Consider the following 21,681-nt stretch of genomic DNA (forward strand, 5'->3'; position numbering starts at 1 on the left):
AGCTCAGAAGACTACGCGAGCCGAGGGCCCCACTTCTTCAGCGATCGAGGGGCCCGACGTGAAGCACTCTCATCATCTCGTGATCCTCATGGGAGAGGATGTGGCAGTGCCACACGTAGCGCCCCGGCTTCTCGAACTTGGCCTTGACCCTCACCATCTGTCCGGTGCGTGGTGAACCGTCGGGATCGCCAGGCAGGGCCGTCACCATGTCCTTCGGCGCAGCCTCGTAGTACTCGGGCCCCACCTGTGTCCGCGGCAGCTTGCGGATGTTCGACACCTCGGGCGACTTGCCCACCGCACCGTTGTGTTGCACTACATCGACCATGCCCGTGACTTCGTATTCGAAGTCGCGCCTGTCGAGCACCTCGAAGTTCACCTGGTGCAGGTGCACCGGGTGGGCGTCGGCGGTGAAGTTGTAGATCTCCCAGATCTCGGTGTCGCCTACAGCGGGATTCTCGGTCGTGGGATGCGACCAGGTGAAGGGGGTGGCTACGCCGCGCCCCCACAGGTTGTCGTCGACGGTGCCAAGCAGCGGCTGCAGACGGCCGAACTCGTCCTTGCCCTCGAACAAGGCCACCCTGCGTCGCTTTGCGATGCCGCGCACACCGCCGTAGCCACCGATGGCGGTCGGGTCGAAACGGTCGGGGACCGATGTGTTGGTCCTCTTGACGACGTCGAAGGCCATCACCCTGTCGGTTCGCCGGTCGGGGAACAGGTCATCGACATCGAGAGCGTCGCCGAACGCTCCCCCGAATGGAGCATCCCCGCCTGCGTTCTTCATGATGACCCGGGTGCCCTTGGGAACCTGCGAGAAGTCGATCACCACGTCGTACCGACCACCCGGTTCGAACACCAGAGACTCGACCTGCCTGGGCGTGCCCAGACCCTGGTCGCTTCCGACTACCCAGAAGGGCAAAGGTGCGCTTGCACTGTCGAGGTCGGTTGCACCCCTGGCCACTGCGACGAACTGCAACACCATGAAGCGCGAATCGCAGCCGTTCAGAAGACGCAGCCGATAGTGACGCCGTTCGACGTTCTTTCTCGGCCAGAGCTTGCCGTTAACCACGATGTGATCGCCGAAGAACTCGGCGAGGGCTGTCGGCCCACCGTTGGGGAACAGGTCCTCGGGCAGGTCGGCACCCTCGCCCGTGATGAAATCGTCGTAGAAGGGCTCACCCGGGAACGACGGGAAGAACAGTTCGCCCGTCTTGGTGAACATGCGGTCCTGGATGCAGTAGGCCATCTCGTAGGGGAATGCCGGCAGCCCGACCGGGTTGTCATGCCCGCCGGTGTCGATGTCGTCCCGAACGAAGTAGAAGCCGGCCAACCCGGCATAGACGTTCAGCCGTGTGATTCCGAGGGCGTGGTCGTGGTACCAGAGAGAGCCGGCCGCAACGTCGTTGTCGTACTCGAATGTGTCGGTGAACCCGCCGTCGACACCCGCCCACTGTGGACCCACCACCTTGTTGCGATGGCTATAGAAGAACTCTGGGTTGCCATCGAACTGATAGTCGGACTTGCCGCCGTGTAGATGGGTGATCATCGGCACGCCATCGCGTTCGATGGTGCGGTCGTGGTATCCGTGCAGGGCATAACACCAGTGCAGGTTCTCGTCCACGGGCAAGAGGTGCTGTTTGCCGAGCCGGTTCTTCCACTGGACTCGGGTGACGCCGCCGTCGCGCCTCACCTGGATGGTCGGTCCTGGCCACGAGGGTTCATGGACCCCGTATCCCCAGATCGGGGTAGTCAGCTTGGTTCCCGTTGCCGGGTCGATGAGCCCGGTCTTGTGGAGCGCGGGAGCGGCCTTCAGGCGGTAGTTACGCCAACTGTCCCAGCCGTTCTCGACGAAGTCTTGCAGCACGAAGCTTGGGTCCAACGCATTCGGCGCGCGTTCCACGAACATCGGCTGCCTGGCAGGGTCGCTGAGCCGAGCCCCGGCTTCGACAGCTGCAGCTGCGTCGAGATGAACCCCCGACCGCAGCGCGTATGCCGCCAAGGCAGCTGCGGAACCACCAAGAAATTGTCTACGCGAAAGCGCCATCGTCCGACCTCTTGTTGTTGGGCTGGAGACGACCCTCGGACGCACGTTGACGCCCCTGGTGACATCCTTGTACTGCCGCCACCCTAAATGACTACGGAGAGTAGTATTTCACTCTGAGTGGTCGCCGACAAGAGGTCGTCAGGCCCAGCCCAACTCGTCCAGGCGGTCGTCGTCGATTCCGAAGTGGTGAGCGATCTCGTGCAGGACCGTCACCCTGACCTCTTCGATCACCTCGTCCTCGGTCTCGCAGATGGCGCAGATGGTGTTGCGAAAGATGGAGATGCGGTCGGGCATCACGGCGCTGTAGTCCATGCCCCGTTCGGTCAGCGGTACGCCGTCGTACAAACCCAGAAGGTCGGGGTCGTCCCCATCGATCACGACAAACGCGACATTGTCCATCGCGTCGAACAATTCGTCTGGCAGCAGGTCCAGTGCCTCACCGACGAGTTCTTCGAAGCGTTGGAAGCCGATCAGCTCCATGGAGGGGACGGTAGCGTCTGGGCCATGGGCGAGCCGGGCATCGACGATCTGTTGGCCAGGCTCGACGACTCGCAGCGCATAGCCGTCGACCAACCCGCCACGACGTTGCGCATACTGGCCGGGCCAGGTTCGGGCAAGACGAGGGTTCTGACGGCGCGCATCGCCCGCCGGGCTGCCGACGAGATCGACCCGCGCCGGGCGATGACGCTGACCTTCACCCGACGCGCCGCCAACGAGTTGAGGCAGCGCCTGGCCGCCGCCGGAGTTCGCGACCTGGGCCCGGTGGGCACATTCCATGCCGTTGCGCTGCAACAGGTGCGCCAGCGCCGGCTGGATAGGGGCAAGGCGGTGCCCCGGATCATCGGCAGCCGGGTGGCTCTGCTGCGATCGCTGGCCGACAATCCAACCCAGGCCCGCGCCGCCGTAGCCGTCGAAGCGACCATCTCGGCGGGTACCGAGCCACGAAACCGCGTCGAAGCCGACCTCGCCCGGCGCTACAACGAACACAAGCGTCGCCAGAACCTGCTCGACTTCGACGACATCTTGGCCGAATGCACCCACATGTTGACCACCGACCAGGCATTCGCCGATGCTCAGCGGTGGCGGTTCAGGCACTTCTTCGTCGACGAGTTCCAAGACGTCAACCACACCCAATTCGAGCTGTTGCGTGCCTGGCTGGGCGACCGAGACGATCTCTGCGTGGTCGGCGACCCAGACCAGGCGATCTACGAGTGGAACGGTGCCGACGCTGCGTATCTGACCGACTTCGAGCGCTGGTTTCCCAACGCCACCACCGTGGCACTCAGCACCAACCATCGCTCGGCGGCCCCAATCATCGCCGCAGCCCACGCGGTGCTGGGCGAGCGCGATGTGGTGGTCAGGCGCCAGGCGGGCGCCTCACCCACCACCAGCGACCACTCCGATCCAGAAGCCGAGGCGCGCTCGACCGTCGAACGCATCCGGTGGGCTCACAGCACTGTTGGGAGATGGTCCGATCATGCCGTGTTGGCCCGCACCAACGCCCAGCTCGACTTGGTGGCCTCAGCCTTCTCGGCTGCAGGTATCCCCCATCGGATCAGGGGACGCGGCGGGTTGTCACAAGACCCTGCTGCTACGGCCATCGTCGACGAGCTGAAGTCTTCAGGGCCTTCCTTTGCCGTGCGGCTGATCGACCTCGAGACCGAACACATCGGGTCCGACGACGCAGACGTCGTCTCGCCCGTGCTGGAGTTGGCTCGCGAGTACGTCAGCGGCAACGACCAGCCTCACGGTTCGGGGTTCGCGGCCTGGTTGACCACGTTGCGCGCCGGCGACGTCGGGGTCGACCACGACGTGGTCGACCTGGTGACGTTCCACGCTGCCAAGGGGCTCGAGTGGCCTCACGTCACCATCGTCGGCACCGAGGAGGGTCTCGTACCCATGAACGACTCGGCCGAGGAGCGCAGGCTGGCATACGTGGCTGTCACCCGCGCCGAACGGAGCCTGCACCTGTCGTGGTGTCGAAGCCGCACGGTTCAAGGCGTGGCCCACGAGCGATATCCGTCCAGGTGGCTCGGTTCGATCAGCACCCAGGCTCCGCCGCCGGTGCCGCCCACCGAAGACCAGCGCCGAAGCTTCCTGGCTTCGGCCCGCGCCGCCACCATGGCCAGCACCGATGGCGCCACCCGCCGTCGGCTCGAGCGCCTGCAGACGTGGCGCGACACCACGGCCAGGGCCAGGCGGATCGACCCGGAGGCTCTGCTTCGCGATGAAGCCATGGTTCAGATCGCACGACGAGCGCCGGCCGATTTGGACGAACTGTGCGAAGCCTCGGGGTTGTCGCCCATACGCCTGCGCCGAGACCACGTGGCAATCCTGGCTGCCATCCACCGCAGCTAGACCCACGAGCTCGCTATTTTGCGCCGAGAGATCCGATCTGCGGGCTCAGGCGTCGAAGTCGACCAGCACCGGTGCGTGGTCGGAGGGTTGCTTGCCCTTGCGGGCGTTGCGGTCGATGACCACAAACGTCGAGGCGTCGACCACACTTCGGCTGCACAGGGCAAGGTCGATGCGCATGCCCTCACGCTTGTGGAACGCCTCCCCGATAGTCCCACCAGCTGAAAAGGCCCGCATCGCTGTGGTGGGCGCGGAACACGTCGGCCAGACCCCACTCGCCCAGGGCTGTCAGACGCTGGCGCTCTGCGTCGGTCACATGGGTGCCGCCCGACGTCTTGGCGACGTCCCAGACGTCGATGTCCTGGGGCGCGATGTTGAAGTCGCCGGCCACCACCACCATCTCGTCGGGCGATGCGATCGAGTCGACGTGGTCTGCCAGGCGATCGAGCCATCCCAGCTTGTACACGTAGTGATCGTCGTCGACAGCGCGTCCGTTCGGGACGTAAACAGACGTCACCTTCACGCCGCCACAGGTCGCCGAAACCAACCGGGCCTCGCCATCGGGTTCTATGCCAGGCGCAAAGTTGGTGTGCACCTGGTCGATTCCCACACGAGACAGGATCGCCACACCGTTCCACTGGCCCTCTCCCACGTGGACCGACTGGTAGCCGAACTGGGCAAAGTGGTCGTGCGGAAACTGGTCGTCCGACATCTTGGTTTCCTGCATGCACAAGATGTCGGGGGATGCATAGTCGAGCCATTCGTCGACACGATCCATGCGAGCGTTCAGCGAGTTGACGTTCCATGTGGCCAGGCGCATGCCCCGAGCCTAAAGGTGGTTGAGGCCAGCCGGCTCGCCGCTATTGGTCGGCCTTCGGCTCGTCGGCCTTGGCCGCCGCGGGCCGCACGGTGCGCTTGCGGGTGGTCGACCCTGCGGCCTTCTTGGCCGGGGCCTTGGCGGCTGTTCCGTCGCTGGCGGCAGCCTGGGTACCTGTGGCCTTCTTGGCTGCGGCCTTCTTGGCGGTGCTCTTCTTGGCTGTGGTTTTCTTCGCAGCCGTCTTCTTGGTGGCTGCCTTCTTGGCCGTGGTTTTCTTGGCCGCCGTCTTCTTCGCGGCGGTGGTCTTCCTGGCTGCCGTCTTCTTCGCGGCTGCAGGCTCGGATTCCTCGGACGTCGACGCGGCTTTCTTCGCGGTCGTGCGCGAGGGCGACTTGCGAGCGGCCGTCTTGCGGGTGGCCTTCTTGGGTGGCGGAGGTGTGGTTTCGTCAGGCACCAAGGCCAGGTCGATCGCGTTGTGGGCCGGGTCGGTCGCGTGCACCGTGAACTCGACCTCGTCGCCGACGGTCAACACCTCGCGAGCGCTGCGCGGCGCCGGGTCGCCCATCAGGCGCAGGGGCACGTAGCAAGTGGCGTTGCCCGCCTTGACGTAGGCGCCGTGAGACGAGAACGACTCGACCACCGCGCGCACCTTCGAACCAGGCAGATAATTGGCGACGAAGGTCACGAACGCGGTTGCGTCGTTGAGGATCGGTTTGTCGCTGGCGCGCTCACCGCGGACCGTCTTGGATTGCGCAGGTGCCTTCTCGCCGTCGGCGTCGTTGCCCTTGTCTGGTTCGGGGGTCGCCTGTGCTTTTGTGCTTGCGGCAGGCTCTGGAGTCTCTTTGCGCTTGGCGTCTCGCACGGCGCGGCGGCTGGTAGCTCCGCGCACCGGCGCCCGATCGACGAACACCCACCCGACACCCGGCACCGGCTTTCCGCCGACCAAGCGGTCGTCTTCGAACAACCAGTCGTGGTCGCCGTGGAACTCCTGGAACGAGTCGTTCGACAACACGGTGGCGTTGGCCTTTATGGCCACCTGCAGGATGAAGGCGTCGCCCCGCCCGATGACACCCGCGGGTGGGGTCAGCATCCAGCCGGCATCGATGAGCTTCTCGTAACGGGCGAACTCGGACTTGTCGATGCGGTTGGGAAAGGTGGCGTCGACGATGACGATGACATGATCGTGAGGCCGCTCGGCCAGGAACTCCTGGACCGCCTCCTCGAGCTGCTCGAGCGAGGGGGTCTTGCGCCCTTCGGTTGCGATGTTCGATCCGTCGACTACCAGATGTGTGACCATGTGTGCCCCCAGAGTACCTTCGAACGCCATGACCAGAACGGCCGTACTGTTCGATCTCGGTGGCGTCATCACCACCAGCCCATTCGAGCGCTTCAACGAATACGAAGCGCGGGCGGGTCTGCCGCCCGACTCGATTCGCAAGATCAACTCCACCAACCCCGACTCCAACGCCTGGGCGAAGCTGGAACGAAGCGAGGTTGGGCCCGACGAGTTCGTCGCCCTGTTCGACGCCGAGGGCCGCGCTCTGGGGCTCGAAGTCGACGGCCGAGAGGTACTGAAGGCGATTACGGGCACGGTGCGCCCCAAGATGGTGCGGGCACTCGACCTGTTGGTCGAGGCCGGAGTCCGCATAGGCGCCATCACCAACAACGCCTCGTTCGGCGAAGGCGCTGGCATGGCCCGCGACTCCGACGCAGCCTCGGCCATGGACGCGGCGCTGGCCCGGTTCGAAGTCGTGATCGAGTCGTCGAAGGTGGGCGTTCGCAAACCCAGTCCCGAGATCTACCTGATGGCCTGTCAGGAAATGGGCATAGAGCCCGCCCAGGCGGTGTACCTCGACGATCTGGGCATCAACTGCAAGGCAGCGCACCAGTTGGGGATGTTCGCCATCAAGGTCACCGACCCAGACGAGGCTCTTGCGGCTTTGGGCGCAAAACTCGGTTTGACGCTGGTCTGACGCGTTCGTTGCGCCAGGCTGGGCGTCTACAGCTCGGCCATCAGCTGTTCGAACTCGTGCTGATGCACACCCAGCGACCCACAGGCAGGGCTTCCCGACTCGGGGCGCCCGACCAACACCAGGTCGCGCACCGGCAGCGCGCCCTCGTCGGCCCTGCCCCTGACATAGGACCATGGCCCCATGTTGGCGGGCTCTTCCTGTAGCCAGATCACGGTTTCGGCATTGGGGTACAGCGCCATGATCTCGCTGAGCTGTTCGGCAGGCCACGGATAGAGCTGCTCGATGCGAACCACAGCTATCGGCGTTCCGGTGGCGTCGCGATGGGCCATGGCGTCATAGGCAACCTTGCCTGAACACAACACGACCTTGCGGACCGAGTCGGGGTCTGTAACCCCCGGATCGTCAAGCACCGGCTGCCAGCCTCCCCTGACCAACTCGCTGATCGGGGACCGTGCCGCCTTGGCCCTCAACAGGGACTTGGGCGTGAACACCACCAGGGGACGCTCGTTGAAGCGCTTGATCTGGCGCCTCAACAAATGGAAGAACTGCGCAGACGTGGTGGCGTTGGCGATGGTCATGTTGCCCTCGGCACACAAGATCAAGAACCGCTCGATGCGGGCCGAACTGTGCTCTGGCCCCTGGCCCTCATAACCGTGTGGCAGCAGCATCACCAGGCCGCTCTTTTGGTTCCACTTGTCCTCGGCGGCTGCCAGGAACTGGTCGATGATGATCTGGGCTCCGTTGACGAAGTCGCCGAACTGAGCTTCCCATGCGACCAGGCCGGCCCGGTTTATCAGCGAGTAGCCGTATTCGAAGCCCAGCGCTGCGTATTCAGACAACATCGAGTCGTAGATCCAGAACGGTGCCTGCTCGTCCGACAGGCTCGCCAGGGGCGTGAACTCTGACTCGTTCAGGTTGTCGACCAGCACCGCGTGGCGATGGGCGAAAGTGCCTCGCCTGGTGTCTTGCCCGGTGATGCGGATCGGTACCCGCTCGAGCAGCAAGGACCCATAGGCCAACGTCTCGGCCAGGCCCCAGTCGACCTCGCCAGACTCGTACATCTTTCGCCGCGTGGCGAATTGGCGTGCCAGCTTGGGATGAGGCGTGAACCCCTCGGGGTAACTGTCGAGCGCGTCGTGGATCTTGTCGAGCGTGCTGCGGTCTACGCCGGTGTCGAGGTACTCGAAGTCGGCGACATATGCCGTGGGGCGTATCGACCGTGCCGGTTCGGCCGGCGCCGACGCGCGCGTGGTGTCTAGCACCACCTGCAGCCAGTCGGAGAACTGCTCCAGTTCGGACTCGGCTTGCTCGGCGGTGATGTCGCCGCGTCGCATGAGCGTCTCGGTGTAGCGCTGGCGCACACCGGGGTGCTGGTCGATGCGCTTGTACATCAGCGGCTGGGTGTACGACGGCTCGTCGCCCTCGTTGTGGCCCTGCCTGCGATAGCAGACCATGTCGATGACGACGTCTTTGTTCCACGCCTGGCGATACTCGAAAGCCCACCGCGCCACCCGCACCACGGCCTCGGGGTCGTCGCCGTTCACATGGAAGATCGGCGCCTGCACCATCTTGGCCACCTCGGTGGCATAGGTACCCGACCTCGACTGCTCGGGTGAGGTCGTGTAGCCGACCTGGTTGTTGATCACCAGGTGGATGGTGCCCCCGACGCGAAAGCCCGGGATGCGAGACGTGTTGAGGGTCTCGGCCACCACACCCTGACCGGCAAAAGCGGCGTCGCCGTGGATCAACAGCGGCAGAGAGCCGAAAGAACCATGCGGCTCGAGACCATCTTGGATGGCCCGGGCCATACCCACCACAACCGGGTCTACGGCTTCGAGGTGACTCGGGTTGGCCGCCAGAGTCACCGGGATCTCCGTACCAGACCGGGCGGTGAACATCGTCTCGGCGCCCAGGTGGTACTTGACGTCGCCCTGGCCCTGGATGGTGTCTGGGCTGACGTAGCCCTCGAACTGGCGGAAGATCTCCTCGTAGGACTTGCCCATGATGTTGGCCAGCACGTTGAGACGGCCGCGATGGGCCATGCCCATGACTACATGTGCCAGCCCGGCGTCTGCGGCCGACTCGATGATGGCGTCGATGATCGGAATCGCAGACTCGGCGCCCTCGATGCCGAACCGCTTGTGGCCCACATACCGGCGGCCGAGGAAGGTCTCGAACGCCTCGGCCTGGCTCAGGCGAAACAGCAGATGCCTCTGGTCGGCTTCGGTGAAGGGCTCCTTGTGGGCCTCGACCCGAGCCTGGATCCACTCCTTTTCCTCGGCGTCCTGGATGTGCATGTACTCGACACCGATGGTGCGGCAATAGGCGTCTCTAAGCACGCCGAGGATGTCGCCCAGAGTCATCCAGTCGGCGCCGCCCAGGTCATCGCTCAGGAACTCGCGATCCAGATCCCAGATGGTGAGGCCGTAGGTGGCCGGGTCGAGCTCGGCCGGCATGGGCCGATCTTGCAAGGCCAGGGGGTCGAGGTCGGCGATCAGGTGACCGCGCACCCTGTACATCTGCACCAGCTTGCGCACCTGCATCTGCTTTTCGAGCATCGGCGAGATCGACCGGTGAGGGTTGACGTCGCGGCGCCACTTGACCGCCGAGTAGGGCACGCCAAGCGACTCGAAGATGCGTTCGTAGAAGTCGTCGGCACCCAGAAGCAGCTGATGCATGCGGGCCAGGAACTGACCAGATTCAGCACCCTGCACAATCCGGTGGTCGTAGGTGTTCGAGATGGTGATGACCTTCGAGACACCCACGTCGGCCAGGGTGGTTGGGTCAGAACCCGAGAATTCGGCCGGGTAGTCGATGGCCCCGACGCCGATTATCGAGGTCTGGCCCGGCATCAGCCTGGGCACCGACTGCAGTGTGCCGATGCCGCCGACGTTGGTCAGCGAGATCGTCGTGCCGGTGAAGTCTTCGACCTGGATCTTGCCCTTGAGGGTGCGGTCGACGAGGTCGTCGTAGACGTCGACGAAGGTCTTGAAATCGAGGGTGTTCGCCTTCTTGATGCACGGCACCATCAGTGTGCGCGAACCATCGCTCTTCTCGACATCGACCGCCAAACCCAGACCGATGTCCTCGTGGCGCACGACGACGGGCTTGTCGTCGCCGTCTCGGTCGAAGGTGTTGCGCATTGCGGGTACGGCATTTGTCGCCTCGACCAGCGCATAGGCAATGAGGTGGGTGAACGAGACCTTGCCCTGACCCGTGCGGCCCAGATGTCCGTTGATGATCTTGCGGTTGACCTCGAGCAGCTTGGCGGGAACCTGCCTGTACGAAGTGGCCGTGGGCACCTCGAGGCTGGCTTCCATGTTGGTGACGATGCGGGCCGCAACTCCACGCAACGGCTCGATCGTGGGGCCCTGGGGGGTTGTGTCGCTTTCGTCGCTTTGCGCCGCGGGCTCGGCCTTGGCTGTTGTCTTTGGTTCAGGCGCGGCGGCGGGTGGCGGGGCTGCGGCAGCAGGCGCGGGCTCGGGGGTGTCGGGCTTGGGCGAGCCCAGCGGTTCGGGCCAAGCCGAAGTGCCGGCCAACGCCTCGTCGAACCCGTTGCCGCTGGGGGTGCTGGCGGGGTGCGAGCCGTTGGACCCACCCGGCCCTATCTCTGCGGGCGCGGCCGGTGCCCCATTCTCGAAGTACTCGCGCCAGCGCGCGTCCACTGCGGCGGGGTTGGCGCGGTAGGTCTCGTACATCTCGTCGACCAACCACGAGTTGGGGCCCAATTGCGACGACTCGTCATTCACGACGCCGATGGTAGCGACGCTTGCCGCCCGGTTTAGGGGTGCCCGGCCGATAACTTGGCAGATTGGCTCGAATCCAGGAGGACGCCGTGAGCGAATTCATCTTCACGATGCGCAACGTGAATCGCTTCTACCCGCCCGATCGCGAGGTACTGCGTGACGTGACGCTGGCGTTCTACCCCGGCGCCAAGATCGGCGTAATCGGCCACAACGGCTCCGGTAAGTCGTCGCTGCTTCGCATCATGGCCGGCATCGACGACGGCTACACAGGCGAGGCCAGGCTGACGCCCGGCTTCACTGTCGGCTATCTCGAGCAGGAACCCCAGCTCGACACCTCCAAGGACGTTCTGGGCAACGTCATGGACGGTGTTGCGGCCGTCAAGGGCCTCATCGATCGCTACAACGAGGTCATGGCCGAGTGGGCCGACCCCGACGCCGACTACGAGAAGATCGGCGAAGAGCAGCACGAGCTCGAAGCCAAGATCGAAGCGGCCGACGCCTGGAACATCGACCGCAAGGTCGAGATCGCCATGGACGCACTCCGTGTTCCGCCGAGCGACGCCGACGTCACCACCCTTTCGGGCGGCGAGAAGCGCCGGGTCGCCCTGTGCCGGCTGCTGCTGTCACACCCCGATCTGCTGTTGCTCGACGAGCCCACCAACCACCTCGACGCCGAGTCGGTCGGCTGGCTCGAGCGCTTTCTTAAGGACTACAGCGGGTGTGTCATCGCGGTCACCCACGACCGCTACTTCCTCGACAACGTCGCTGGCTGGATCCTCGAGGTCGATCACGGCAAGACCTTCCCGTACGAGGGCAACTATTCGGGCTGGCTCGAACAAAAGCGCAAGCGCCTCGAGCTGAAGGAAAAGCAAGAGTCGGCCATGCAGCGCACTCTGGCCCAAGAGCTCGACTGGGTGCGGATGAACCCCAAGGGGCGCCAGGCCAAGAACAAGGCCCGCCTGCAGGCCTACGACGAGCTGGTTGCCAAGTCCAAGGAGATGAAGGACCAGCAGTCGAAGCTCGAGATGGTCATCCCTGCCAACCGGCGTCTGGGCGATGTGGTCATCGTGGCCGACAACATCTCCAAGGGCTTCGAAGACAAGCTGCTGATCGAGGACCTCTCGTTCAACCTGCCCCCGGCAGGCATCGTCGGCGTCATCGGCCCCAACGGCGCGGGCAAGACCACGCTGTTTCGCATGATCACGGGCTCCGAACAGCCCGATTCGGGTTCGATAACGGTTGGCCAGACGGTCGACTTGGCCTATGTCGATCAGTCTCGTGACGCACTCGAGCCCGACGCCACCGTCTACGACGAAATCACCGGCGGCCACGACACCATCGTGCTCGGCACCCGCGAGATGCACAGCCGCTCCTATGTCGCCTCGTTCAACTTCAAGGGCCCCGATCAACAAAAGCGGGTGGGCGACCTGTCGGGCGGCGAGCGCAACCGTGTTCACCTGGCCAAGGTGTTGAAGAGCGGTGGAAACGTCCTGCTGCTCGACGAGCCCACCAACGACCTCGACGTCGACACCCTGCGAGCCCTCGAAGAGGCCCTGCTTGCCTACCCGGGCTGCGCCATCGTGACCAGCCACGACCGCTGGTTCCTCGACCGCATCGCCACCCACGTGCTGGCGTTCGAGGGCGACTCGCAGGTGCGATGGTTCGAGGGCAACTTCAGCCAGTACGAAGAGTTCCGCAAGCGCGAGCTCGGCATCGACGTCGACCAGCCCATGCGGATCAAGTACAAGCCGCTCAAGCACTAACGAACTACAGCCCTGAAATTTCACTGATGGCGCGCAAAACGGGCCCTGACCAGGGATTTCGCGCGACCCGCGAATTTCTCGCGCGGCTCGCGCGAGTATCACCACTTGCGTGAGCACGCGAACTAGGTTTCACCCTCGACTTCAGGTCGACGGTCTCTGGCGGGGCACGAACTACGGAGTGACATGGCAGCCAAGCAACAGGCATCGAAAAAGTGGACGAGCCGCGCGGTTCTGCGCACCATCGACGCTGGAAATTCCGCGTACTGCTCTGAGTGCGACGAACTGATCAAGTTCCGAGCGAAGGTGCGTGCGTACCAGGTGATCTGCAACGTCTACGTCAAGGGCAAGTGGGATCGCGTCGAGCACTTTCACCAAGAGTGCTACGACAAGGCCGGTGCCCCTTTCGGCGAGCCACCCCAGGACTGAAACCCTCCGACCCAAACCACCACCCCACCCTCGCACCGGCACCCCACCCAACGAAGTGTCTGTCCCTAGCGCCCCTATGAGGGCGCCAGGACGGGACACTTCGGAATCGGGTGGCAGGAACGACCGAAGTGTCCCCGTAGGGCGCCCCTGGGCGGGCGCTGGGGACAGACACTTCGGGGAAGGGTGGTCGAGGTCGGTAGACCTGGTTCAGCCCTCTTGTTGGATGCTCTGCCACAAGTGCATGGCTAGGCCCTCGATCTTGACAACCGGGCTCGGGGGAAGCCGCCTCGGCGACAGCCCCAGTCTCTGACGCTCGGCGTCCATGGCCCGGCGCGCCTGTTCTAGCTGGTCGCGCGCCTGCGCCAAGGCGTCGACGAGGGTGGCATCTCGAGGGCTTTCCTCGTAGGCGATCCGACACTGTGCCAGGTGGCTGAAAGCCTCATCGAAGGCGTCGTCGAACGCTGTCCGGCGATCGGGTACCTCTGGTGGTTCGGTCGAGTTCATCTGGCTCCCCCAGCAGGGCTCAAAGGATCTGCGACAAGAACAGCTTGGTGCGATCCTCGGTCGGGTTGGTGAAGAAGTGCTCGGGTGTGCCGACCTCGACCACCTCGCCACTCTCCATGAAGATGATGCGATCCGCGACCTCACGGGCGAAACCCATCTCGTGGGTCACGACGATCATCGTCATACCCGAGCGAGCAAGTTCCTTCATGACGTCGAGCACCTCTTTGATCATCTCGGGGTCGAGGGCTGACGTCGGCTCGTCGAACAGCATGACGCGAGGCTCCATGGCCAGGGCCCGGGCAATCGCCACACGCTGCTGCTGGCCACCCGAGAGCTGGCCCGGGAACTTGGCCGCCTGCTCGGGGATACCCACCCTCTCCAGCAGCTCCATCGCCTTGCGCTCGGCCTCGCCCCTGGGCTGCTTGCGAACCCACCGCGGGGCCAGCGTGATGTTGTCGAGCACCGTCAGGTGAGGGAACAGGTTGAACTGCTGAAAGACCATGCCCACTTCGGAGCGGATCTTCTCGATGTTTCGCAGGTCGTTGGTCAGTTCGACACCATCGACGACGATGCGGCCGCCCTGATGCGCCTCGAGGCGGTTGATGCAGCGAATCCATGTCGACTTGCCAGAGCCCGACGGGCCCAGCACCACCACGACCTCCTGCTCGGCGATGGTCGCCGACACGCCTTTCAGCGCCTGGAAATCGCCGTACCACTTGTCGACGCCTTCACAGACGATCATGTCGGGCCTGAGCTCTGGTTGTGCACTCAGTGGTTGCGTCATCGCCGGGTCTCCTGACTAGAGATCGAGAATCCGTTCATCGTTCGCCTACTCCCAACCGCTTCTCGAGTCGCTGGCTGTACTTGGACATGGCGAACGCGACGACCCAGTACACGACCGAAACAAACAGCAGACCCTCTCGGCGCACACCGAGGAACTCGGTCTGGGCCGGAATGGTCTTGTTGGCCATGAACAAGAAGTCGAACACGCCGATGATGTACAGCAGCGACGTCTCCTTGAAAGTGGCGATCACCTGACCCACCAGCGGCGGAATCGACACCCGAAGCGCCTGGGGCAACACGATGAATCCGGTGCGCTGCACGGTGGTCAGACCCAAGGCGTCAGATGCCTCGTACTGGCCGCGTCTGATCGCCTGTAGGCCACCTCGAACGTTCTCGGCCAGATAGGCCGCCGAGAACATCGTGTAGCCCACCGTGACGGCCGCCAATTCGCTGATGCTCATGCCACCCGGCAAGAACAGGTTCAGCATGATCGAGAAGAAGATCAGGATGGTGATGAGGGGAACACCCCGGATCGTCTCGATGTAGGCCGTGGCCAAAACCCTGAAGATGGGCATCGACGACGTTCTGGCCAGTGCCAGCAATACACCCAGCGGGAACGAGAACATCACGGTCATCACCGCTACGAACACGGTGATGCTGAACCCACCGAGGAACTGGCCCGTCGGCGTCTTGATGGCCGAGGGCGAGTTGATGACCGTCGCGAAGAAGTGCACCAGGAACATCGCCAACACCCAGGCGGCGACGAACTTGCGTCGCTGGGTCTGGTCGCCGGAGAAGGCCGAAGCCGCCAGCGCGAACAAGGCCAACACCAAGAAGCTGATGCGGGCCTTCTGCAACATCGAGAACCAGCCGAGGCCGCCCACTGCCCAGGTACCCAACGCCACGACCAACAAGGCGATGGCCGCCAATCGGCCGACCTCACCGATGCCCGTTGCGCTGAGCCCGAACAGCACGACTGCGCCCGCAACCGCAAAGGCCAGGAACATGGGAGCATCGACGCTGGCGACACGCCCCCAGTCGATGACGGGGCTGCGCAGCACCACCCAGAATCCGATGAAGGGCGTCAGCAACCACAGCAGGTTGACGATGCCCTTTGTTGCGCTGACAAGCGGCGAGTGCCTGATGTATTTGCCGACGAAGTACGAGGCGACCAACAAGACCCACATGACGGTCCAGGGGAGCTTCGTCGATCGAGCGACCGTGCGGCCGGGCTCGGCGATGAACTCGCCGTCGGCGAAGGCGTAGTGGCCATAGCGAACGACCCAAGTGCTGGCGACGATTGCTCCGAGCAGGCCGAAGACGACGGCGGTGACGGGCACGAACGTGCTTCTGCGCTTCTTGTCGCCCAGGCCGTACCACAAACCCAGCCCGGCACCGACGAGGACCAAGCCGATGATCCACCAGACCACCCGGTCGGCCATCGCATCGGCGAACGACTCGCGGACGAACTCGCCTGTGGCCTCGTCGATGGTGCGGCCACCGTCGGCGTCGGTCACGACGCTGGGCTCGCGCGACACCACACCCAGAACCACTATCGACCCGGTCGACATCAGCCAGATCGAGATGCGCTTGAGCGAAACCCCGCCCCAGTTCTGCCACAGGCCGGCGCTGAGACCTGCCAGCACCACCGCCAGGCCCACGACGATCCACACCCTGATGAAGTCAGAGTCTGGGTATGCCTGGGTGAACAGCAGCCGCAGGTTGGTGCGAACAGCGTTCCAGTCCCGCTCTTCGCTGAACACGAAGTCGAGCAGCACGCCCAGCAAGCCACGGTCCGGGTAGATCGAACCCAGGTAGGGCACCCAGCTGATCAGCCAACCAACGGGCAGCACCAAGGGCAGGAACAAGATGGTGATGAGACTGTTGCCCCATGACGAGAACAGGTTCTTTTTCAACCATTCCTGCGGGCTGAGGCTGGGTTGCTCGGGCGGCAGGTTGTGGATGTCGACCTCGTCGCCGGGTTCGAAGGCTTCGTCGCCTGGCTTGTTGGCGCCCATGAACGCAAGATCGCGAGACGCATCGATGTAGGAACCAGAGTCTGACATCTCAGCGCTCCACGATCTTGAGGCGGACGTTGAAGAAGTTCACCACCAGCGAGATGGTCAACGAACAGGCCAGATAGAACGCCATCCAGATGGCCACGACCGACAAGGTCTTGCCCGTTTGGTTGTAGATGGTCTGGCCTACCTGCACCAGGTCGCTGTAGCCCACCGCAATCGCCAGTGAGGTGTTCTTGGTGAGGTTCAGGTACTGGTTGCCAAGCGGCGGCAGGACGATGCGGAATGCCTGGGGCAAGATGACCCGGCGCAGCGCTGTCGATCTCTTGAGGCCCAACGCCCCGGCGGCCTCGGTCTGGCCCTTTGGCACCGCCAGAATGCCACCGCGCACGATCTCGGCTACGAAGGCCGCCGTGTACAACACCACCCCGAAGAACACCGCTGCAAAGCCGGTCGAGAAGTTGAGGCCGTTGGTGCCGTAGTTGGGGAAGTTGCCGGTCTGGACGATGTCGGGGCGCATCGCGTCGATGGGCTTGCCCGATCGGTCGACGAACTTGTCGGCGAGCATGTGGAAGAAGTCGCGGCTCGAGTTGAGCATCCAACTGCTGAGCCCTGGCCACAGAACCCACACCACAGCGATGACCACAAGTGATCCGACGCCGGCGAAGATCATTCGGAAGTAGTCGTCGTCGGTCAGCTTGGCCAGGCCCGCCGGTGTTCGGCGGCTGTCGAGGAAGCGCCTGATCCACAGGACCGATGCGGCAACCGCCCCACCGGACAACACGAGCTGCATGACCACCTGGGGAACCCCATCGATGGTGTCGCCGATCAAGTCGAGGGGACCATCGAGCCACGAGAAGACCGGATGAGCGAACCACCCGATGGCGCCGAATACCGCCACGACGCCCAGGAATGACAACACGGGATAGGTGTCGTCGCCGGTGGCGTCGCGTTTTGCCACCTGCTTGCGGCGTACGAATTCGCCAACGGCTGCGCCGATGAGGATAAAAACGAACCACTGATAGAAGCCGTCGGAGGCGAACACGCGAGGCACGGCGAGGCCCTTGTTGGACAGATGGACCCATCCATTCCACGGACCCTGATCCGTCACAACGCCTTCGAGGCTGGTGAGGGCGGCGAAGATCAAGAGGATCTGGACCAGCAGGGGGATGTTGCGGATGGTCTCGATGTAGATGCTGCCCAGCTTGTTGAGGATCCAGTTGCTGGAGAGGCGGGCCAGGCCGACGAACACACCCAAGATGGTCGCCAAGAGAATGCCGGCCGCGGCCATTCGAATGGTGTTGACCATTCCGACCCAAAGCGCCCTGCCACCCGTGCTGGGGTCGGTGTCGATGCCCTCGGAGAGCTTGATACCGGGGTCGACGCCCAAGAAGTCGAAGTCGACCTCGACACCGGATCGGTCGAGGTTGTCACCCGCGACCTTGACGAGGAACCACATGGTGGCCAGGACTGCCACCAAGGTCGCCAGCTGTACAAGCCACTTGACCACCGTGGCGTCGCGATAGAACGGCGGCTTGTTCTGCTGGGAAGTGGCCAGCGATCCGCCCGCTGTTGCTGTCAAGTTCGGTTCCCCCCGGAAACGAAGTGCGGCCCGCAGTGGACCTCTTGCAGAAGTGAAGATCGATTCGAGCCGACGGTGGCCGGGCCGGTGCCCGGCCACCGTCTTGAAGCTCGAGGTTCAGCTCACGAAAGCGGATCCGTGAAGCCGAATGCCAGACGCTCTATCAGCGTGCAGGCGGGGCGTAGATGAGACCGCCATCGAGCCAACCGGCGTTGGCAGAACCATCGCGGGTCAGGCCGACCGGAACGAGGTTGCGCTCGTAGATCTCGTCGTAGTTACCGACCTGCTTGATCACCTGGTAGAAGGCGTCGGCAGGCAGACCCATGGCGGTCTGCAGCTCGCCCTCGCCGCCAAGCAGGCGGCCGATCTCGGCCGTCGGCGGGTTGGCTGCCATCTCGTCGACGTTGGCCGAGGTCACGCCGTTCTCGTCGGCGATGATCGTGGCGTAGACGGTCCAGTTGATGACGTCGGCCCACTTCGAGTCGTTCTGACCATAGGTCGGACCCAGCGGCTCCTTGGAGATCGGGGTGGCCGGGAAGATCACCCACTCTTCGCCCTCGGGCTGCTGCACGGCCTTGCGGCCGACCAGGCCCGAACCATCGGTGGTGATGATGTCGCACGCACCGCTGATGAAGTTGTCGGTGACGATGTCGAAGTCCTCGAAGGTGCTCACCGTGATGCCGACACCAGCGGCATCGGCAGCATCCGCGATGTTCTTCTCGGTGGTGGTACCGGCGTTGGTGCACACCACGGCGCCATCGATGTCAGAGATCTGCGAGGCATTCGAGAACCCGTCCGAGGCGCGGGCCATCAACTGCTGGCCGTCGTAGTAGGTGGTCGGACCGAAGTCCATGCCTACGTCGGAGTCGCGGCTCTGGGTCCAGGTGGTGTTGCGCATCAGCACGTCGACCTCGCCGGTCTGAACGGCCGTGAAGCGCTCGGCGGCGGTGAGCGCCGAGAACTCGACTGCGTTGGCGTCGCCGAGCACGGCGGCCGCAACAGCGCGGCAGTAGTCGGCGTCGAAGCCGGTCTGGCTGCCGTCGGGCTGGGTCTCGGAGAACGCAACGGCCGCACCCGAGACACCACAGTTGAGGGTGCCGCGTGCGATGACGGCATCGAGAAGGCTGCCGCCGTCCTGGTTCAGTTCGACTGTGGTTTCGGTGCCGCCCTCGGCGGTGGTGTCGGTGGTGCCTTCCTCGGCACCGTCATCGCTGTCGCTGTCGCCACAAGCACTGGCCACGAGACCAAAGGCCAGCAGTGCTGCGAGCAGCTTCAGAAGCTTGCTGTTTCGCATGCAGGATTCCCTCCATATTCGGTTCGGCGAGACTCGAGGCCTCACCCGGTCCGACCGGCAAGGCAAACCTTGTCCGGTCAGCGGACAACCCTATGCCATAGATCACAGGCTGTCGCCACTTCTTCCACCACAACCACTAAGAGTGTGTTTCGAGCGACTGAAAGCGCTTGTGACCGATTGCTGTGCGAAGTTGTCGAGACCTGTCGCTGTGGATGCACCCCGCAACAGCACGATTGGGCCGCACGCAACCGGCGCGGCGTATGCTCGACCGGGCATGGCCGACGGGAGAGATCATCGCGAGGCAGCGCGCATCGCCGTCGAAGCAGGGCGGCTGCTGGTCGACATCCGCCAGCAGATGTTCGAGGCCGGGTACAACCCGTGGCGCATCGGTGACGAGGGCGATCGGTTGGCCCACGACTACATCGTCGAGCAGCTCCACGATTGCTTCCCCGACGATTCGGTTCTGAGCGAAGAGGGCCGAGACGACCTGACCCGGCTCGACAACCAGAGGGTGTGGATCGTCGACCCGCTCGACGGCACCCGCGAATACGGACAATACGGACGCGGTGATTGGGCGGTCCACATCGCCCTCAGCGAAGACGGCATCGCCACGGCCGGGGCCGTTGCCTTGCCGGCGATGGACCAGGTTCTGTCGACCCACGAGCCGCCGATTCTGCCCGACCGCGAGGACGGTCCGCCGCGCCTGATGGTCAGCCGAAGCCATCCTTCGACGGCGGCGGTGGTGGTTGCCAGGGCTCTCGATGGCCAGATGATGGCTCTGGGCTCGGCGGGTGCCAAGACGGCGGCGGTCATCCTGGGCTACGGCGACATCTACGCCCACTCGGGAGGCCAGTTCGAGTGGGACAACTGCGCCCCGGCAGTGGTGGCCCAAGCGGCCGGCATGCACGTCAGCCGTTGCGACGGTTCGCCCATGCGGTTCAACTACCCAGACCCTTGGTCACCCGACTTCGTGATGTGCCGCCCCGAGTACGCCGAGGCCGCCCTCGAGGCGCTGGCCGCAGTCATTCGTTACCGCTGAATCGGAGACCCTGATGCAGCCAACCCTGGAACTCAAGACCACCCGCTACGAAGTGTCCGGCGGCATCGCGACGCTGACACTGTCGCGCCCCCACCGCCACAACGCGTGGACCGGCCGCATGCACACCGAATACCGCCACCTGTTGGCATGCGCCGACGCCGACCCAGAGGTGCGCGTCGTCGTGGTCACCGGCGAGGGCCGGGCGTTCTGTGTGGGCGGCGACTCACAGGCGCTCGACGGCCACGCCGAGCGGGGCTCCTACGACCCGGGCACGGCACCCGAAATCGACAACCCCGGCTATGGCGTCCGACCACAGTTCGACACCGACTTCGCGTTCCAGTTCGGCCTGACCACACCGGTGATCGCGGCGGTCAACGGTGCAGCAGCAGGCGTCGGGCTGGCCGTAGTGGTGTACGCAGACCTGCGCTTCGCCGCCAGCGGAGCCAAGCTGACAACCGCACACGGCAAGTTGGGGCTGCCCGCCGAGTACGGCCTGTCGTGGATGCTGCCCCGCCTGATAGGGCACACGAGGGCCAACGACCTGTTGCTGTCGAGCCGCAAGGTCACCACCGACGAGGTGGCCGATTGGGGCCTGTTCAATCGGGTCGTCGCTGCCGAAGACTTGATGGATGTCGTCTACCAGTACGCATCGACGATGGTTGCCGAGGTCGCGCCCAGCTCGATTCGCACGACCAAACGCCAGATCGCCCTGGACCTGCTGCGCGACGTAGGCGCCTCGGTCGACGACGCCGGCCGACTGCTGAACGACATGATGGGCCAACCCGACTATCGAGAAGGTGTGGCCGCCCTCATCGAGAAGCGCCCACCGCGCTGGCCACCCCAGCCGCGGTAGGCGCTGTCACCCGGTCAACTGCGAGGTTCGAACAGGGGCGCCTTGGCCTTGGCGTAGGTTCCCTTGTAGACGACCTTGTCGCCGCTGAAGTGGATCAGGTCGAGACCGCGCCACGACATCGGCTCACCCTTGACCTCGAGAGTGCAGACCCACGAGGCCATCACCTTGTCGGTTTCGTCGTCGATGAACAGATCCTCGTCGAGGAACTTCATCTCGCCGAAGGCCCCCTGGAACTGGGGGCGGAACGACTCGCGGACGGCGTCTAGCCCGACGTTGCGCCGGCCGTTGAACTCGTCGTACACGCCGTCGTCGGCGAACGACGCGACCACCGCGTCCAGGTCGCCGCGGTTGAAGGCGTCCATGAAGTTGGCTGTGAGGGAGGCGAGTTCGCTGCGTCTGTCGACCATGACGGCGAGCTTAGGGCCGACACGGCCGAAGGGCAGAAGCGAGCAGCAGGGAAGAGAGTTGGGTGGCTGCCTCCGCCCCC

Annotated in this window: 18 protein-coding genes; 6 read left to right on the top strand and 12 right to left on the bottom strand. The window is 64.3% G+C overall.

The genetic code is table 11. From position 1 onward, the window contains the following. Positions 1 to 37 precede the first annotated feature (37 nt). Both R2770_14660 and R2770_14665 read right to left on the bottom strand, forming a co-directional pair. Positions 38 to 1,996, bottom strand: coding sequence for a multicopper oxidase domain-containing protein (locus tag R2770_14660; GenBank protein MEZ5281699.1), 1,959 nt, complete (start codon positions 1,994 to 1,996; stop codon positions 38 to 40). A gap of 183 nt (positions 1,997 to 2,179) precedes the next feature. Then, complete coding sequence (locus tag R2770_14665) at positions 2,180 to 2,521, bottom strand: metallopeptidase family protein (GenBank protein MEZ5281700.1); 342 nt, start codon at positions 2,519 to 2,521, stop codon at positions 2,180 to 2,182. 24 nt (positions 2,522 to 2,545) lie between these two features. Here R2770_14665 and R2770_14670 point away from each other — a divergent pair, with 24 nt between their 5' ends. Beyond that, complete coding sequence (locus R2770_14670) at positions 2,546 to 4,399, top strand: ATP-dependent DNA helicase UvrD2 (protein ID MEZ5281701.1); 1,854 nt, start codon at positions 2,546 to 2,548, stop codon at positions 4,397 to 4,399. 45 nt (positions 4,400 to 4,444) lie between these two features. On the opposite strand, the gene R2770_14675 is transcribed toward R2770_14670, so the two are convergent. The 3 genes from R2770_14675 to R2770_14685 are packed head-to-tail and all read right to left on the bottom strand — an operon-like array spanning position 4,445 to position 6,510. Then, on the bottom strand, positions 4,445 to 4,576 hold the full coding sequence (locus tag R2770_14675; protein MEZ5281702.1) for a hypothetical protein: 132 nt from the start codon (positions 4,574 to 4,576) through the stop codon (positions 4,445 to 4,447). Positions 4,577 to 4,580: 4 nt separating this feature from the next. Further along, the gene (locus tag R2770_14680; GenBank protein ID MEZ5281703.1) at positions 4,581 to 5,216 is read right to left on the bottom strand and encodes an exodeoxyribonuclease III; all 636 of its coding nucleotides are present in this window, start codon (positions 5,214 to 5,216) and stop codon (positions 4,581 to 4,583) included. A 40-nt stretch (positions 5,217 to 5,256) separates the two neighbouring features. After that, positions 5,257 to 6,510 carry a histone H1-like repetitive region-containing protein gene (locus R2770_14685; GenBank protein MEZ5281704.1) on the bottom strand — a complete coding sequence of 418 codons (1,254 nt, stop codon included), beginning with the start codon at positions 6,508 to 6,510 and terminating at the stop codon, positions 5,257 to 5,259. Positions 6,511 to 6,538: 28 nt separating this feature from the next. Between R2770_14685 and R2770_14690 the strand changes: the two genes are divergently transcribed. Next, positions 6,539 to 7,186 carry an HAD-IA family hydrolase gene (locus R2770_14690; protein ID MEZ5281705.1) on the top strand — a complete coding sequence of 216 codons (648 nt, stop codon included), beginning with the start codon at positions 6,539 to 6,541 and terminating at the stop codon, positions 7,184 to 7,186. 26 nt (positions 7,187 to 7,212) lie between these two features. Here the strand turns inward: R2770_14690 and R2770_14695 are convergent, their stop codons facing one another. After that, complete coding sequence (locus R2770_14695; GenBank protein MEZ5281706.1) at positions 7,213 to 10,935, bottom strand: multifunctional oxoglutarate decarboxylase/oxoglutarate dehydrogenase thiamine pyrophosphate-binding subunit/dihydrolipoyllysine-residue succinyltransferase subunit; 3,723 nt, start codon at positions 10,933 to 10,935, stop codon at positions 7,213 to 7,215. Positions 10,936 to 11,021: 86 nt separating this feature from the next. Here R2770_14695 and ettA point away from each other — a divergent pair, with 86 nt between their 5' ends. Then, a complete protein-coding gene (gene ettA, locus R2770_14700) occupies positions 11,022 to 12,695 on the top strand; it encodes an energy-dependent translational throttle protein EttA (GenBank protein MEZ5281707.1) in 1,674 nt (557 codons plus the stop codon). A gap of 183 nt (positions 12,696 to 12,878) precedes the next feature. After that, entirely contained in the window at positions 12,879 to 13,121 is a 243-nt protein-coding gene (locus R2770_14705; protein ID MEZ5281708.1) for a hypothetical protein, read from the top strand. Between the two features lie 207 nt (positions 13,122 to 13,328). Here R2770_14705 and R2770_14710 read toward each other — a convergent pair whose 3' ends face one another. From R2770_14710 to R2770_14730, 5 genes are all read right to left on the bottom strand, one after another. Further along, a complete protein-coding gene (locus R2770_14710) occupies positions 13,329 to 13,625 on the bottom strand; it encodes a hypothetical protein (protein MEZ5281709.1) in 297 nt (98 codons plus the stop codon). A gap of 19 nt (positions 13,626 to 13,644) precedes the next feature. Further along, the gene (locus R2770_14715; protein ID MEZ5281710.1) at positions 13,645 to 14,409 is read right to left on the bottom strand and encodes an amino acid ABC transporter ATP-binding protein; all 765 of its coding nucleotides are present in this window, start codon (positions 14,407 to 14,409) and stop codon (positions 13,645 to 13,647) included. A 34-nt stretch (positions 14,410 to 14,443) separates the two neighbouring features. After that, the gene (locus tag R2770_14720; protein ID MEZ5281711.1) at positions 14,444 to 16,474 is read right to left on the bottom strand and encodes an amino acid ABC transporter permease; all 2,031 of its coding nucleotides are present in this window, start codon (positions 16,472 to 16,474) and stop codon (positions 14,444 to 14,446) included. 1 nt (position 16,475) lies between these two features. After that, on the bottom strand, positions 16,476 to 18,008 hold the full coding sequence (locus R2770_14725; GenBank protein ID MEZ5281712.1) for an ABC transporter permease subunit: 1,533 nt from the start codon (positions 18,006 to 18,008) through the stop codon (positions 16,476 to 16,478). Between the two features lie 163 nt (positions 18,009 to 18,171). Next, the gene (locus R2770_14730; protein ID MEZ5281713.1) at positions 18,172 to 19,302 is read right to left on the bottom strand and encodes an amino acid ABC transporter substrate-binding protein; all 1,131 of its coding nucleotides are present in this window, start codon (positions 19,300 to 19,302) and stop codon (positions 18,172 to 18,174) included. A 274-nt stretch (positions 19,303 to 19,576) separates the two neighbouring features. On the opposite strand from R2770_14730, the gene R2770_14735 reads away from it, so the two are divergent. Both R2770_14735 and R2770_14740 read left to right on the top strand, forming a co-directional pair. Next, positions 19,577 to 20,341 (top strand): 3'(2'),5'-bisphosphate nucleotidase CysQ, encoded by a 765-nt coding sequence (locus tag R2770_14735; protein ID MEZ5281714.1) that lies wholly within the window; start codon positions 19,577 to 19,579, stop codon positions 20,339 to 20,341. Positions 20,342 to 20,354: 13 nt separating this feature from the next. After that, positions 20,355 to 21,194: an enoyl-CoA hydratase-related protein gene (locus tag R2770_14740; protein ID MEZ5281715.1), complete on the top strand. Its 840-nt coding sequence runs from the start codon at positions 20,355 to 20,357 to the stop codon at positions 21,192 to 21,194. A 14-nt stretch (positions 21,195 to 21,208) separates the two neighbouring features. On the opposite strand, the gene R2770_14745 is transcribed toward R2770_14740, so the two are convergent. After that, on the bottom strand, positions 21,209 to 21,601 hold the full coding sequence (locus tag R2770_14745; protein MEZ5281716.1) for a nuclear transport factor 2 family protein: 393 nt from the start codon (positions 21,599 to 21,601) through the stop codon (positions 21,209 to 21,211). Between the last annotated feature and the right edge of the window lie 80 nt (positions 21,602 to 21,681).

The organism is Acidimicrobiales bacterium, from assembly GCA_041394185.1.
In the GTDB taxonomy this organism is placed as follows: domain Bacteria; phylum Actinomycetota; class Acidimicrobiia; order Acidimicrobiales; family Poriferisodalaceae; genus JAAETH01.